Origin of the sequence: Halomonas sp. AOP13-D3-9, assembly GCF_052379125.1 — a bacterium.
Taxonomy (GTDB): Bacteria; Pseudomonadota; Gammaproteobacteria; order Pseudomonadales; family Halomonadaceae; genus Vreelandella.
This window is the reverse complement of record NZ_JBQSYH010000026.1, coordinates 49,797-64,227: the sequence shown is the minus strand read 5'-3', so window position 1 is coordinate 64,227 and position 14,431 is coordinate 49,797. Positions and strand designations below refer to the sequence as shown.

Sequence of the window (14,431 nt, the reverse complement as noted above, 5' to 3'; positions counted from 1 at the left end):
CGCGTCGGTTTATTTCTGTGATGCCTACTGCTCGGGACAACGAGACACCAACGAAAATACGAACGGCTTGATACGACAGTATTTTCCTAAGGGAACGGACTTCCAACTGATTACGGATGCCAAGGTGCGACGAGTGGTCAACAAGTTAAATGACCGGCCTAGAAAGCGCCTTGGTTATCGAACACCGGCACAGGTTTTCCTGGGTGAATACTCAGGGGCCCTGAATACCGCAGGTGCTGCACTTATTACTTGAATTCAGGATATCAAAATTATTTTTTATGAGGATATAAAAATATAAAATAAAATTTGCATTTACCATTACGACTCAGACGCTGATATAAACTCCTTCTTAATAACCTTAACCCATTTATTTTGAGTAATTTCAATTTCATTGATCACATTCACGGCGGTTGCAAAATCTAGCTGCTCCTTACACCCATTCTCAGCACGCCATAGTATTACCAGATCATCTCATATGCCCAAAGAATACAATGAGCCATGGACCAGGAAATATTTCAGGGATGCCGAATTTAAAAAATCTCGTCACAAGCCGTTAAAAGAATCGCCAAGTAGGCTGGCAAAGCTACAATGCGAGGATCCGTAGATTACCAAACTGGTTCGAATGTCCATCACAAAGGCACTTTGTGTTTGCGTAATTTGCGCCAATCTGCTAGGAAAACCTAAGTTAGCATTATCACAGCTCTCAACATCAAGTAGTCGCCTGTCTCTATAATTGAGAAACTGTTGTATATGGATACAACGCTGACCGACACACCATCAAAATAGACAGGTCATTCGGCCTGTGCTGTAAATAGGCTTCTCGATGCGTTCAACCCTGGTTGCTGCCGTCGAATTGCTCGAAGCACACCCCGGCGCGCTTCAATCAGGTTATGCTTCGTCTAGGTCTCGAAAACGAAATTTGATCAAGCGCAAACATCAGCGTTGCGAAGAAAGCGATCTGCTTGGTCGCATCGTTGTCCGATAATCTGAGGGCGTGCTCGACAGGTTCAACGTCAGCATGACTCTGGGTGAGGCCGTGATTCGTCAAGCCATACAGCTTCTTTATCCAAGTTTAACACACCCCAGCAAACCGCTCTCGTACGCGGCCTTGCCCGTGATGGCTATGTGCTTAACTGGAAATATCGAGGCCACAATGCTTCCCTTCGTGCTGCGCTTTCAGAAGAAGACTTGATTCCCAAAACTGACGACGAGATGCATCAGATATTGAAGTCATTCGACTTCGCGACGCCATTGGGGCACCTCGACCAAGCAATTGAGGCCCATACGCGCGGTGACTGGGCAGCCTGCAACGGATAGCTGAGGACGTTCCTCGGAAGCCTGTTCGACGACATTGCCCGGAAAGCACAGCCTGAAGACGTAGATAGGCGCCAAAGTTCGGAAAACCGGCGGCCGTTGCTGGCGGAAGAAGGATTTCTTTCGATAACCCGCAACGAATGGGCTCAGGAGGGTAAGAACTACGTCAACGTCCTTATAAAAATGTTGCACAGCGAAGGCTCACATCCAGGCCTCTAAGATGAGGATCACAGCACCTTGCGCCTGCATGTGGTACTGCTCAAAGAGCGAACTTTTCTGCGACGACTCGCCAACGGCCGATAGGATAGCCCCACATGAGTACATGGATGCTGGAGGACCTTCGTCGACTGGATCTGAAATACGCCGAGAAAGATATCCTCGTTCAGCAGCGCCCTTTTCGGGCTGAAATAGAGCTGCTCGGTTCCGACTTCGTCATGGGCGTTGGTGACAATCCTGATGCCAAGCCATAAAAGCCTATACAGCCATGGTGTCCTAGGTAGAAACTAGCTGGCCCGGAGCGGGTATTGGATTGATAGGGGCCGTCGACCAGGCTCGAAAGACCGTCTTCCCAATCGTGTTAGGTCAGAATGTGCTTCAGCCATGGCAGATGGCAGGCTTCTCCAGCGCTGAGGAATGGTGGAATTGGTGCAGACAAAATCCAGTGATCGCTGCCGAGGTCTCTTTCTCCGCGGTAGACCTCCATGATTTCACCATGGGATTGAATGATGTCGAGCAAGGCAATCCGGATGCGATAACGCCCAGTCAAGCGCATTGGGGAACAGACGAATCCCCCATTGCTGGCAGTGATGATCAGCGGCTACAGTCTGCCGGCGGATTCGTCATACTGGCAATTCACGGCCGGCCTCTTGATCGCACTTAAGAGGAAGAAAACCGCACACTCAAACCGGGATATGGTCAAGATACTACTCGACTAGCTCCGGTGACGGAGCTGGGAATGCAGCGCGCCCGTCTATTTCATTGATGAGTATAAAGTTGGGTGCTCTACGAGAGTGGACGTAATAGCAAAGAACATCGAAGAACGCAAACGTAACCTCCTGACCGATAACCTACTAGAATTACGACTGCTCGGATGGATCAGTACAACCGATACCTCGCAGATAGCAGGCAATGGTCGTGACGCAGCCCCGGGTATCTCGGTGCTTGGAAATGGGGAGACATCGAGTAATCCTCAGTAAATCCTGAACATATTTCGATAAATGCGATATCTAGTTAAAATTGCGCTATTGTTGTCATGATTAAAACTTCGGTACAAGTCTTTGCAGGTTACGCAACCTCTGATCAGGATATTGTCGTTAGCAGAGCTGAAATGATTTAGGTATGCATATGATTAATGAATTAATAGAAGTACTCAGTAGAGCGAGAACGTTAGCAGGCGATGAGTTTACTGGTGTAGGTGTGATTGTATGTAATCCAGATACCAAACTTCCTATATTCCCGCTTAGATTGGGAATCGAAGTACCTCAAGCAGAGGATGTTGCTATATCTTTAGCCGCGATTTCTAGGTTAACAAGCGACCTACATGATGGCTTTCATGTTCTCACACCAGATCTTAATCTAGTGGCGCTTTCTCAGTACTTCTCCCCACCTATAATGGAAAACGTAGTCATCGATAGAAGCCGGAAATTTGGGGGGCGTTATGTGGCAGCCCTGTTCGGCTCAACCATACCAGATGTGCATCTGTGTGGCATAGCTACTGATTCGTTAGGCACTGTCATTTTTAAGAATGGACAGGAAATTTTTTTCGAGAGAGCGTAAATGTTTTTAATAATTTATCCGTTAAGAGTGATGGGATTTGTAGCAATTGCATACTGCATATGTGTAATTGGTGTCTACGAGTTTCTAAACAGATACCACTCTGACCAAACAGCTGAATTGTTCAGCATAGCATTGCGAGGGGGAGCTGTGCTGAATCTCTTATTTTTAGGTTTTGTTTACTGGGGCTGGAGAAAGCTCTGGGCATTATTACCCTTCTTAAATAGCTGGTTATTCCCAGACCTTAACGGTGAATGGAACATGACAATTCACCACCGGAAAGGCGGTAAAAATGACCAGATTCAAGCCAAAGCTTTCATTAAACAAAGTTGGCTCAGTATGAGTATGGAAGTACTGTCAAAAGACTCAGATTCACAAACTTTGGCTATAGTGCCCAAGAAAGACCCTGAGTCAGGACGTGCTCAGATTTTCTATTTCTATCGTGTTATACCTAAGAAAACTGGAATTAAGATGAGTGAGCCTTACGAAGGATCGGCTTATCTAAGGTTCTTTGAGGCAGAATCTATAAAACTAGCTGGAAACTATTTTACAAGCGTTGCAACTGATGGGCATTTTGAGCTAGTAAGGCCGTTTCAAAATAGCTCGTCAGGTTAGTTTTCGGCACTTGACAGCGGCGAGACTGTCTATAAAAGAGTGATATGATCGGCCAGTAAAAAACACCTAATTTTTAATAAAATTCAACTATCACAGCTGATGATTCTATCGAGTAATGGTTTACAGAGAAGTATGTAGGATGAAGATTGACGCCTTTTTATTGATACTTTTAAACGTCGACCTTTATTAGACACATATAGAATTATGAGCAATTGACAATACACTCGTTGCTAAACTAAATGCTTTTAGCAAAAAGAAGCCCGCGATTGCACGGGCTTCAGAGTGTCTACTACTTGACTCCAGTCAGTAATAGAGACTTTTTCACTCCCACTCAATAGTAGCAGGCGGCTTACTACTAACATCATAAGTCACCCGCGAAACCCCCGCCAACTCATTGATAATCCTATTAGAAACCTTTTCCAGCAGCTCATAGGGCAGGTGCGCCCAGCGGGCGGTCATGAAGTCGATGGTTTCTACCGCGCGTAGCGCGATGACCCATTCGTAGCGGCGGCCGTCACCGACGACGCCTACCGATTTCACCGGCAGGAACACGGCGAACGCCTGGCTTGTTTTTTCGTACCATCCAGAGGCGCGCAGCTCTTCGATGAAGATGGCGTCGGCGTCGCGGAGGATGTCGGCGTACTCTTTCTTCACTTCGCCGAGGATGCGCACGCCCAGGCCGGGGCCAGGGAATGGGTGGCGGTAGACCATATCGTAGGGCAGGCCGAGTTCCAGGCCGAGTTTGCGCACTTCGTCTTTAAACAGTTCGCGCAGCGGCTCGACCAGCTTGAGCTTCATGGTTTCCGGTAGGCCACCGACGTTGTGGTGGGATTTGATTACGTGCGCTTTGCCGGTTTTGGAGGCGGCGGATTCGATCACGTCCGGGTAGATGGTGCCCTGGGCGAGGAAGTCCACGCCGTCAATTTTGCTGGCCTCTTCATCGAATACGTCGATAAAGGTGTTGCCGATGATTTTGCGCTTTAGCTCCGGGTCTTTCTCGCCCGCCAGCTTGCCGAGGAACAGGTCTTCGGCGTCTACGCGGATTACCTTCACGCCCATGTGCTTGGCGAAGGTCTCCATTACCTGGTCGCCTTCCGCTTTACGCAGCAGGCCGTTGTCGACGAAGACGCAGGTCAGTTGGGTGCCAATCGCTTTATGCAGCAGCGCGGCAACTACGGAAGAATCCACGCCGCCGGAGAGGCCGAGCAGTACGTGGCGGTCGCCCACTTGCTCGCGCACGCGCTGTACCTGGTCTTCGATGATTTGTGCGGGCGTCCACAGCTTTTCGGCTTTACAGATATCCAGCACGAAGTGCTCAAGAATGCGCTGGCCCTGCAGGGTGTGGGTTACTTCCGGGTGGAATTGTACGCCGTAAAACTGCTTTTCTTCCCAGGCCATGGCGGCAATCGGGCAGCTCGGCGTGGAGGCAGTCACGGTGAACGCGTCGGGCGCTTGGGCGACCTTGTCGCCGTGGCTCATCCATACGTCTAGCAGGGCTTTGCCGCTTTTCGCGTCTACGTGGTCTTTGATGTCTTTGAACAGCGCGTTGTCTTCGTCGATCTGAATCTGCGCGTAGCCGAATTCGCGCTGGTTGGAGCCTTCTACCTTACCGCCCAGCTGCTCGGCCATGGTTTGCATGCCGTAGCAGATACCAAACACCGGCAGGCCCATTTCAAACACGCACTGGGGCGCACGCGGGGAGTCCAGTTCCGTCACGGATTCCGGGCCACCGGCCATGATAATGCCGTTGGGGTTGTATTCGCGGATCTCTTCTTCGGTGATATCAAACGCGCGGACTTCGGAATAAACGCCGATCTCGCGTACGCGGCGGGCGATCAGTTGGGTGTACTGCGAGCCGAAGTCGAGAATCAAAATCTTATGGGCGTGAATGTCACTCATGGCGGGGTCTCGGTTAAGCGGTGTGGGTGCCGCTGGTAAGGCCAAAAAGCAAGCGGCGAGCTGTTGTGCCCGCCGCCGTTTTAACTAACTACGCTGGTTAGCTCACCCGATAATTGGGGGCTTCTTTGGTGATCTGCACGTTGTGGACGTGGGATTCGTTAAAACCAGCGCCGGTAATCTGTACGAACTCCGGTTTGGTGCGCATTTCCTGAATATCGCGGCAGCCGGTGTAGCCCATGGAAGCGCGCAGCCCACCCATCAGCTGGTGGACGATAGCGCCCATCATGCCTTTATAGGGAACGCGGCCTTCAATGCCTTCCGGCACCAGCTTCTCGGCGCCTTCGCTCTTATCCTGGAAGTAGCGGTCAGCGCTGCCCTGGTTTTGCGACATGGCGCCCATAGAGCCCATACCGCGGTAGGCTTTGTAGGTACGGCCCTGGTAAAGCTCGACTTCGCCCGGTGCTTCTTCGGTACCGGCCAGCAGGCCACCGACCATCACGGCGCTGGCGCCAGCGGCAATCGCCTTGGCCAGGTCGCCGGAGTAGCGAATGCCACCGTCGGCAATCAGCGGAATGTCGTACTCTTTGAGCGCTTCGGCTACGTTGGAAACCGCGGTAATTTGCGGTACGCCAACGCCAGCTACAATGCGCGTGGTGCAGATTGAGCCAGGGCCGATACCGACTTTCACGGCATCCGCGCCCGCTTCCGCCAGCGCACGGGCAGCACCGGCGGTGGCGATGTTGCCGCCAATCACCTGAATGGCCGGGAAGTTCTCTTTGATCCAGCGTACGCGGTCGATCACGCCTTTGGAGTGGCCGTGGGCGGTATCGACGATAATCACGTCTACCCCGGCTTCCACCAGTGCGGCAACGCGATCCGGCGTTTCCGGGCCGGTGCCGACCGCCGCGCCGACTAACAAACGACCGTCGCTATCTTTGGCGGCCATTGGGTAGGTGCGGGCTTTTTCGATATCCTGGAAGGTGACCAGGCCGCGCAGGTGGAACTCGTCATCGACGATCAGCATTTTTTCGATGCGGTGTTCGCGCATCTTGGCTTTGCTGGTTTCGAGATCGGTGCCTTCCTTGACGGTCACCAGGCGCTCGCGGGGGGTCATGATGTCCGCTACGCTGTCGCCGTGGTTGGGCTGGAAGCGCATGTCACGCTCGGTCACAATACCCACCAGCGTCTCACCTTCTACTACAGGGAAACCGGAGAAGCCGTATTCACGCGCCATGGTGAGCAGGTCTTCGAGCTTGGCTTTGGGGCTAACGGTGACCGGGTCTTTCACAATCACGCTTTCGTGCTTTTTGACCTTGCGTACCTCAGCGGCTTGCTGGGTCATGGCCATGCTCTTATGGATGATGCCGATGCCGCCTTCCTGGGCCATCGCAATCGCTAGACGCGCTTCGGTAACGGTGTCCATCGCAGCAGAGATTAGTGGAATATTGAGCGAGAGATTGCGAGTCAGGCGGGTTTTGAGGCTGACATCCTTGGGAAGAACATCGGAGAAGCCGGGAACGAGGAGAACGTCATCGAACGTTAGTGCTTCTTGGGCCATACGTAGCATAGCGGCAACACCCTGATTGAGAGGAAGTGGGGCGTGAAAGGTTAATCGCCTATTATAGCGTTTTGAGGGGTGTCCCAGCAATGCCACTGCCCCGACTCCACGTCACTGCTTCTGCTTGGCTCGCTGCTAGCGCATACCCCGTGACAGTCAGCACCCTGCGGTTAATGTTAGCCTATACGTCATTTAGCTCTACATAAGTGGCAGGAAGCGACAATGGATGAGACGTTAATTTCAGACTCACAGCTGATGATGCTGGCGGGTGACGCGGCTTTTGCCCGAGGGGTTCAATATTACCAACAGGGTATGGTGATCAACTGGGATAAAAGCGGTGCCACCATTAGCGCTGACGTCGAGGGCAGCGAGCTTTACCATGTGGCATTGAAGTTAACCAAGCGTGGCTTGACAGGGGGATGTAACTGCCCTGCCTCAGAAGGCATTGATTTCTGCAAACATTGCGTGGCCGTTGCCCTAGCCTACCGCGCCGAGCATGCCAAACAAGCACAGTTGGCAGAGGGCGACACGTCAGATCGCCTTCACGCTTACTTAGAGACGTTAGACAAACCCTCGCTGCTCGAAACGCTGCTAACGCTTATTGAAAATGACCCTGTGCTGCACCAACAGTGGTCATTGAAAGCGGATGCGGCACTTGGCGTCCTGGATCACAAGGCGCTGAAAAAACGCATCACCGCTGCGTTGCCCATCAATCGCGGGTTGTTCCGTTACTCTCAAGTGAGCCACTATTTCAGCAAAGCCGAAGCCGTTATAGAACAGCTTGCCGAGCAGGTGCCGCAACTGCCTGCAGAGAAAAGTTTGGCGTTGGTGGACTACGCACTCGCGCGCATGGATAAAGCCCTGGAAACCATTGATGACTCCGGCGGCTTCCGTTTCCACTGCGAACACCTCTTACACACTTTGCATATTCAGACCGTAAAGCGGCTCGACTGGCCTGCCGACAAGCTAGCAGGCTATCTCTATGAAAAATCGTTTGGCGGGGAAGAGGATCGATACCCACCCATTCCCGATGCCTATTTGGATGTGCTGAGCCAGGCGAGCCAAGATGCCTACCATGAGCGCCTGCAACAAGCCCTGGATGAGCTGCCGAACCAAGCGGCCACCATGGAATGGGAAGAGCGCTACCGTTTGATTCGCCTGCGCGATCCGTTACTCAAACGCGCACAAGCCGCAGGTGACCTGCCCGCTATACTGGCGCTATATCAGAAAACCATCAGCGATGAGAAGGATTGTCTAGCAGCCGCTAAACAGTGTATTGAGTATGAAGCCTGGGATCAGGTGGAAGCATGGCTAATTTCTGCTGCTAAGTGTGAGACAAAAAACGACTCTCGCTGGCGGCTTGAACGCAACCGGCTTGAGATCCGCCTAAAGCTGCACCGCGGCGAAGCAGACGCGGCGGCAGAGCAACAGTGGAATATCTATCAGCACACCCAACAGTTAGAAGATTACCGGCAGCTAGTAGCGCTAATGGAAACACATCAGCTAGCCAACGATTATCGCCAGCGGGCCTGTGACTGGCTATTAAAATGCATTTCCCAACCGTCGGAGAAGGTGCCCTTCTACCAATCACAGCGGGCAAAAGACAGCTTATTGGAAATTTACTTACACGAGGGACGTTTGGACGATGCCTATGCATTCTGCACTGAACACCAGGTATCTGCGCACCTGTTGCACCAACTAGCCCGAGCCCTGCCCTCCCCCGACGCTCGAATACAGCTGTACCAGAGGTTGGTACGGGTACATGTGGAACAAACCAATAAGCAGGGCTATCGACAAGGCATCGCGTTGCTTAAAGAGCTTAAAAAGGGCCTGGAAACATCGCCTCAATACGCCGCTTTTGCGCAACTGCTGACGCAGTTACGTAGCGAATTTAAGGCCAAGCGTAATTTCATCAAGTGGTTGGACGAAGCCTTTTCAGACACGCTCAAATAAGAGGTAGCCGTCAGCCAACTCAACCAGCGCGCCAAGCAACCCCTTAAGCGAATAGTATGGCTAAGAGGTGTATCATGCTGTTTATTATTAATAAAAGGGAACAAGGATGGCAGACCAACCTAGGCAGCTCTACTACAGCAATCCGGATAACATCACGGGGGCACGTGTTTCGCGCGATATGATGGTGACGTTATGCAGTGCTTTGGGGGAAGCGCTTGACGATCCAGATACGCGTCATTTCATTCGCAATACGCGTATTCCCAATGAGCGGGAACTCTACGGTACCTTTATCAAGGCGCTGCTCAGTGATGGCTTTAATAGCCAGATTGGCCACATTGCCACTGAAGTACAGGTATCTCGTCAGACAGATGAAGCAAGCGGCAAAGGCCGAGTGGATATCATTTTCGACTATCGCAGCACCAGCTTTCTCGTCGAACTGAAAGTCATTCGTGCTTCTGTGAATGGTCGTCAACCTGGTGAAGAAGATATAACCACTACACAGCGACTCGTTCGCCCGTGGCAGAAAGCCGTCAATCAGCTCATCGAGCTTGATGAAGCAAGCCTGGGAAAAGCACTAAAGAAGAAGGTTATCAAGCTTCCTATCGCCCTCTATCTGCATGTGGATAACAGACAGAAGGGCAATACGGATCAATGGGAAGCGCTCAGCTCTGCAACACACGAAAGAATCGTATCTCAGTTAGATACCGACGTGAATAACGATGTCCCAGCGAGCTACCACTTCAGCTACTTCCAGCCACTAACAGAGCCGGTAACCACATCACGCCGAAGAGGCTGCCTCGTTGAAGGAACGCCAGACGTAAGGCTTTACGGCTTTTCTATTATTGCGGCATGCCAGTAACAGTATCCGAATAATACCGTTTATTCCTTATGTGCCTCGCTCCAATACTGGATCGAGGCATTCGAGACGATTCCCTGCTCGGTACCAATACGTACCACGGCTTCCTGTACAGCTAACGCCAGATCGTACTGATGACAAAGTGCCAACGAACGAATCATCCGCGAGATACGTAGGTGATTATGCCCACCTGCTTTGAGCCAAATATGATCGCGGATATTGAGGCTCGGTTGGGCTGTAATGTTGAGCCCATCCCGCACTAAACCCAAAAAACTTAACATCACATCCAGCGACACACGCTGCTGCTCGCGTAACGCACTATCGTCTTGAAATACTTCACGCTCAACATCCGTCAGTAGCGGTGCAAAAGCGTTAAAACGGCCAGCCTCGGGAATGGGAAAAAGCCATTGAATATAATCATGGGTGTGCTCCAGCCAGAAGTGCGACAAGGCCCAAATGGCATTGATATAGCGCCCTTTATGATCCGGTGCCTCGCCACGGTAAAAAGCGATCAGCGGTGTAAGCTGGTGGCTCATAGCATTTCCTCGTGATTCCCTCAGTAATACAATGATACTTTGAAGTAACGACACCACTTTACGCGACTAGCTGTAAAGATTCCCGGATTCCCTAAAGCAAGGGATAGTAATGAACGCACCAACGCCCACAACGCTCTCCGTCAGCCAACTCAATCAGCGCGCCAAGCAAACCCTTGAGCGGGATGTGGGCGAGGTGTGGGTGGAGGGCGAGCTCTCTAACGTTTCCCGCCCCGCTTCCGGGCATGTCTATTTCACCTTGAAGGATGACCGAGCGCAGATCCGCTGCGCGCTGTTTCGTCAGCGGGCGCGGTTTGTTTCGGCGCCGATGCGCGACGGCGATCAGGTCAAGCTGCGCGGGCGGGTGTCGCTATTTGAACCCCGCGGCGATTATCAACTGATTGCCGAGGCCGTGCAGGCGGCGGGCCTGGGCGAGCTATTGGCGGCGTTTGAGCGCTTGAAAGCGCAGTTGGAGGGCGAAGGCGTGTTTGCCAACGCCCGGCCGCTCCCCTTTCCGCCGCGCAAACTGCTGATTTTGAGCTCCGCCACAGGGGCGGCCATTCGCGATGTGCTGGCGGTGCTGGAAGCGCGCTGGCCGCTGGCGGACGTGACGCTGATACCGGTGCCGGTGCAGGGTGCCGAAGCCGCCCCGGCAATGATTTCGGCTCTAGGGCTATTAAACCGCCAGACGAAGCTAGACCCGGATCGCGATGTCATCCTTATTACCCGCGGCGGCGGCAGCCTGGAAGACCTGTGGGCGTTTAATAACGAACATCTGGCACGAGCGATTTTTCACTCCCGACTGCCGGTGATGTCGGCGGTGGGCCACGAGGTGGATATCACCCTGGCGGATTTTGCCGCCGATATGCGCGCGCCTACACCATCGGCCGCCGCCGAACGCTTGGTGCCGGATCAAACCACCCTCAAGCGCCAGCTTGAACATCAACACGGCCGTTTACAGCGGGCCATGCAGGCACGCCTAGAGCGCGACAGCCAGCGGCTGGATACCCTGCGCGCTAAGCTGCGCCACCCAGGCGAGCAGCTCAACCGCCAGCGCCAGCATTTAACCGCCCTCAACCAGCGCTTAAACCGCGCTATGCAGCTAACGCTCACCCAGCAAAAAGCCCAGTTAACGCAATTGAGTAGGCGGCTAGCCAGCCAGGATATGGCCCGCTTGCACCGCGCAGAAAGTGAACGCGTGGGCCAGTTACAGCGCCGTTTGGGCAGTGCCATGCAGCGCCAGCTGGAAACTCGCCAAACGCGCTTAACCAGCGCCGCCCGTGAGCTAAACGCGGTCAGCCCGCTGGCGGTGCTAGGTCGCGGCTATGCGATTGCCCAGGATGAGCAGGGCCAGGTCATTCGTCGCGCGGAAGATACCCAGCCCGGCCAGAAGCTTAAATTGAAGCTGGGTGAAGGCAGGCTAAGCGTGGAAGTTAAGCGGCGTTTAAAGTCCGGGGGTTAAAGCGGGGGTTAAAGACCTAAGCTAAATGGCCGATACCTAATAACAATGAGGAGAGGATATCGCCATGAAGATTGGATTTTCGTCATTCACGTTTATTAATCAGCGCCAGGATAAGCCGCAGTTTTTAACGCCGACCCGCGTCGCCCCGCAAAAGAGCGAGCCTGCAGAAGACGACCCGTTCACAAAGCGTCTTAAAAAGCAGCAGGAAGCGTTGGAGAGTTTGGCGTCGCTACCGACTCCCAAGGAAGCCTCCCAGCAGCAGGCCAGCGATAAAGTGGGCTTCCTGCGCCAGCGGATTGAAATGCTGAAAGCCATGATGGCCTTCGCCTCGCCTGAACAGCTTAAAAACATGGCCAAGGAGCTCAAGAGCATCGCCCGTGAGCTTGCCGGTGCGGCTAAGCTGTTGAACAGCCAAGGGGGCGGTGGTGCTGGAATGACCGCGATCCCGTCAGTGATTTCGACGTCAGCAGTTGCATCGGCAGCAGCTCCACCAGCGGTCGCTCAACCCAGCGGCGCTGAATCAGCCGGGGCCCAGGCGGGTGGTGATGAGAGCGCCCAGGCAAGTGTGTCGAGCGACGCGCAGCAAGCCGAAGCCAATGCGCAAACAGCCGAAGATGATGCTGAAAAAGCCGCTGAGCAAGAGGCCGAGAAAGCAGCGGGCGAAACTGAAGGTGATGAAGCCACCGAGCTCGGCGTACTGACTGACGCGCAAAAAGAACTGCGCGAAGCCGTTAACATGCTCAAGATTAGGCTGAACGAAGAAGATAAAGAAGCCCGTCGTGAGCTAAAGAAAGCCGAAGAAGTCATGGAGAAGACGGATCACGCGGTTGCGGCATCAACCTCTGACGCCCTCTACTCTTCTTTGGGGCAATTGCTGCCTACCTCGCTAGGTGAGGTTTCCGTATTAACGCCCTCAATCAACATAGAGGTTTAGCGCTAATAGAAAAGGCGCTACTTGAAGCAGCGCCTGTGTTGTTTAGCTTATCGTTTGGAATCACTGCCTGACTTTTTATCGTCATCGGATTCCGGGTTCACATGATGGGTATCCGGCATCGGATTAGCCTCATCGTGATGATCGTCACGATCTTTAGGGGCTTTTTTGTCCTTCTCGGGAACTTGAGTCATCGCTTCTTCCTTACCGTGGTGGGTGAGCGAAAGAGTGGGAGGCGTTCGTGGTGCCTCCTATCCCTGGCTGACTTAACTGTAGCCCTTCCCCTTCAACTTGCAATTCACCCTCATAAGCACCCACGACATAACTGCAATTAAAAAATATTTAAAACAAACACTTAAAACAAGTAAATAGCTTTATAGCAGCTACATTAGCAATATTGATAGCATCAATAACCTGCCACTATCATTTCTCTGCATGACCAACCGTTTTATTGCTCAGCGTTCGCTTCCCGGTTTGCCGTTGTTACTACCTTGGTCTACGTTTACAGCGTGAAGGCACTCGAGGATACGAGGGTCTGAACAGTGGTTAGTAAGTGATGTTTTACGATAACTAATCCAAGTGCCAACCAGAGTGTGCCAACAATTGTGCCAACAATGGAGTGACCGCACATGAGTGATCAACACCAACCACCCCAGCACCAGGATAAACAGCCTGGTGATGAACACGCCATGCGCCCGGAGCCCGAATACATTCGTGAAAGCTACCGGGGCGCCGATAAGTTACTGGACAAGGTCGCGATTATTACCGGTGGCGACAGCGGCATAGGGCGTTCAGTGGCCGTTCACTATGCCCGCGAAGGTGCCGACAGCGTGATCGTGCACCTTAAAGAAACCCAAGATGCGGAAGAGACCAAGCGGCTGGTGGAAGCCGAAGGCCGCCGCTGTTTGGTGTTGAAAGGCGATGTAGCAGCACCAGCGTTTTGCCGTGAGATCGTTAAGCGCACCCTCAACCATTTCGGCAAAATCAATATCGTCATCAATAATGCCGCCGAGCAGTATGACTGGGATGACATTACCGAGATCCCTGATGATCAACTGCTGCGCACCTTCCAGACCAATATCTTTAGCCACTTCTATCTCACCAAATCTGCCCTGCCGCATCTCAGCGAAGGCGACACCATTATTGCCACCTCTTCGATCAATGCCTTTAAAGGCAACGATACGCTAATCGATTACACCGCCACCAAAGGCGCCATTCAAGGCTTGGTGCGCTCACTGGCGATGTCGCTGATGGATCGGGGCATTCGCGTTAACGCCGTAGCGCCAGGGCCGGTGTGGACGCCGCTGATTCCGGCCAGCTTTGAGGATGAGAAGGTGGCGTCATTCGGCGGCCAGGTGCCCATGAAGCGCGCCGGGCAGCCCAGCGAAATGGGGCCTGCGTACGTCTATTTGGCCAGCGAGGAGTCTTCCTATATGAGTGGCCAGACCATGCACCTGAATGGTGGCGTTATCTTAAATACTTAAGCATTTGTTATTAAGATATAGCGCGTATTACCGGGGTGGCTTTGAGCCACCCT

14 protein-coding genes are annotated in these 14,431 nt (G+C 52.9%); 10 read left to right on the top strand and 4 right to left on the bottom strand.

Annotation, left to right across the window (positions count from 1 at the left end):
• The 5 genes from ACT3UM_RS22545 to ACT3UM_RS22525 form a co-directional block, all read left to right on the top strand.
• Window positions 1–253, top strand: a 253-nt coding sequence (locus ACT3UM_RS22545) for an IS30 family transposase (protein ID WP_498902281.1), incomplete at its 5' end; no start/stop codon positions are given.
• A gap of 1,375 nt (window positions 254–1,628) precedes the next feature.
• Complete coding sequence (locus tag ACT3UM_RS22540; RefSeq protein ID WP_498902280.1) at window positions 1,629–1,784, top strand: hypothetical protein; 156 nt, start codon at window positions 1,629–1,631, stop codon at window positions 1,782–1,784.
• 104 nt (window positions 1,785–1,888) lie between these two features.
• A complete protein-coding gene (locus ACT3UM_RS22535) occupies window positions 1,889–2,194 on the top strand; it encodes a hypothetical protein (RefSeq protein ID WP_498902279.1) in 306 nt (101 codons plus the stop codon).
• A 458-nt stretch (window positions 2,195–2,652) separates the two neighbouring features.
• Complete coding sequence (locus ACT3UM_RS22530) at window positions 2,653–3,090, top strand: hypothetical protein (protein WP_498902278.1); 438 nt, start codon at window positions 2,653–2,655, stop codon at window positions 3,088–3,090.
• Window positions 3,091–3,702 carry a Cap15 family cyclic dinucleotide receptor domain-containing protein gene (locus ACT3UM_RS22525; RefSeq protein WP_498902277.1) on the top strand — a complete coding sequence of 204 codons (612 nt, stop codon included), beginning with the start codon at window positions 3,091–3,093 and terminating at the stop codon, window positions 3,700–3,702. It abuts the gene before it with no gap.
• A gap of 321 nt (window positions 3,703–4,023) precedes the next feature.
• Here the strand turns inward: ACT3UM_RS22525 and guaA are convergent, their stop codons facing one another.
• Both guaA and guaB read right to left on the bottom strand, forming a co-directional pair.
• On the bottom strand, window positions 4,024–5,601 hold the full coding sequence (gene guaA, locus ACT3UM_RS22520) for a glutamine-hydrolyzing GMP synthase (protein WP_498902276.1): 1,578 nt from the start codon (window positions 5,599–5,601) through the stop codon (window positions 4,024–4,026).
• Between the two features lie 97 nt (window positions 5,602–5,698).
• Entirely contained in the window at window positions 5,699–7,168 is a 1,470-nt protein-coding gene (gene guaB / locus ACT3UM_RS22515; RefSeq protein ID WP_498902275.1) for an IMP dehydrogenase, read from the bottom strand.
• 213 nt (window positions 7,169–7,381) lie between these two features.
• On the opposite strand from guaB, the gene ACT3UM_RS22510 reads away from it, so the two are divergent.
• Entirely contained in the window at window positions 7,382–9,112 is a 1,731-nt protein-coding gene (locus tag ACT3UM_RS22510) for an SWIM zinc finger family protein (protein ID WP_498902274.1), read from the top strand.
• A 106-nt stretch (window positions 9,113–9,218) separates the two neighbouring features.
• Window positions 9,219–9,971, top strand: coding sequence for a hypothetical protein (locus ACT3UM_RS22505; RefSeq protein WP_498902273.1), 753 nt, complete (start codon window positions 9,219–9,221; stop codon window positions 9,969–9,971).
• Between the two features lie 20 nt (window positions 9,972–9,991).
• Here the strand turns inward: ACT3UM_RS22505 and ACT3UM_RS22500 are convergent, their stop codons facing one another.
• Window positions 9,992–10,504 (bottom strand): opioid growth factor receptor-related protein, encoded by a 513-nt coding sequence (locus ACT3UM_RS22500; RefSeq protein ID WP_498902272.1) that lies wholly within the window; start codon window positions 10,502–10,504, stop codon window positions 9,992–9,994.
• A 109-nt stretch (window positions 10,505–10,613) separates the two neighbouring features.
• On the opposite strand from ACT3UM_RS22500, the gene xseA reads away from it, so the two are divergent.
• Window positions 10,614–11,963, top strand: a complete 1,350-nt coding sequence (xseA, locus tag ACT3UM_RS22495) for an exodeoxyribonuclease VII large subunit (protein ID WP_498902271.1) — start codon at window positions 10,614–10,616, stop codon at window positions 11,961–11,963.
• A gap of 64 nt (window positions 11,964–12,027) precedes the next feature.
• A complete protein-coding gene (locus ACT3UM_RS22490) occupies window positions 12,028–12,897 on the top strand; it encodes a hypothetical protein (protein ID WP_498902270.1) in 870 nt (289 codons plus the stop codon).
• Between the two features lie 47 nt (window positions 12,898–12,944).
• On the opposite strand, the gene ACT3UM_RS22485 is transcribed toward ACT3UM_RS22490, so the two are convergent.
• On the bottom strand, window positions 12,945–13,088 hold the full coding sequence (locus tag ACT3UM_RS22485; protein ID WP_498902269.1) for a hypothetical protein: 144 nt from the start codon (window positions 13,086–13,088) through the stop codon (window positions 12,945–12,947).
• 435 nt (window positions 13,089–13,523) lie between these two features.
• Between ACT3UM_RS22485 and ACT3UM_RS22480 the strand changes: the two genes are divergently transcribed.
• Entirely contained in the window at window positions 13,524–14,378 is an 855-nt protein-coding gene (locus ACT3UM_RS22480) for an SDR family oxidoreductase (protein ID WP_498902268.1), read from the top strand.
• Window positions 14,379–14,431 lie beyond the last annotated feature (53 nt).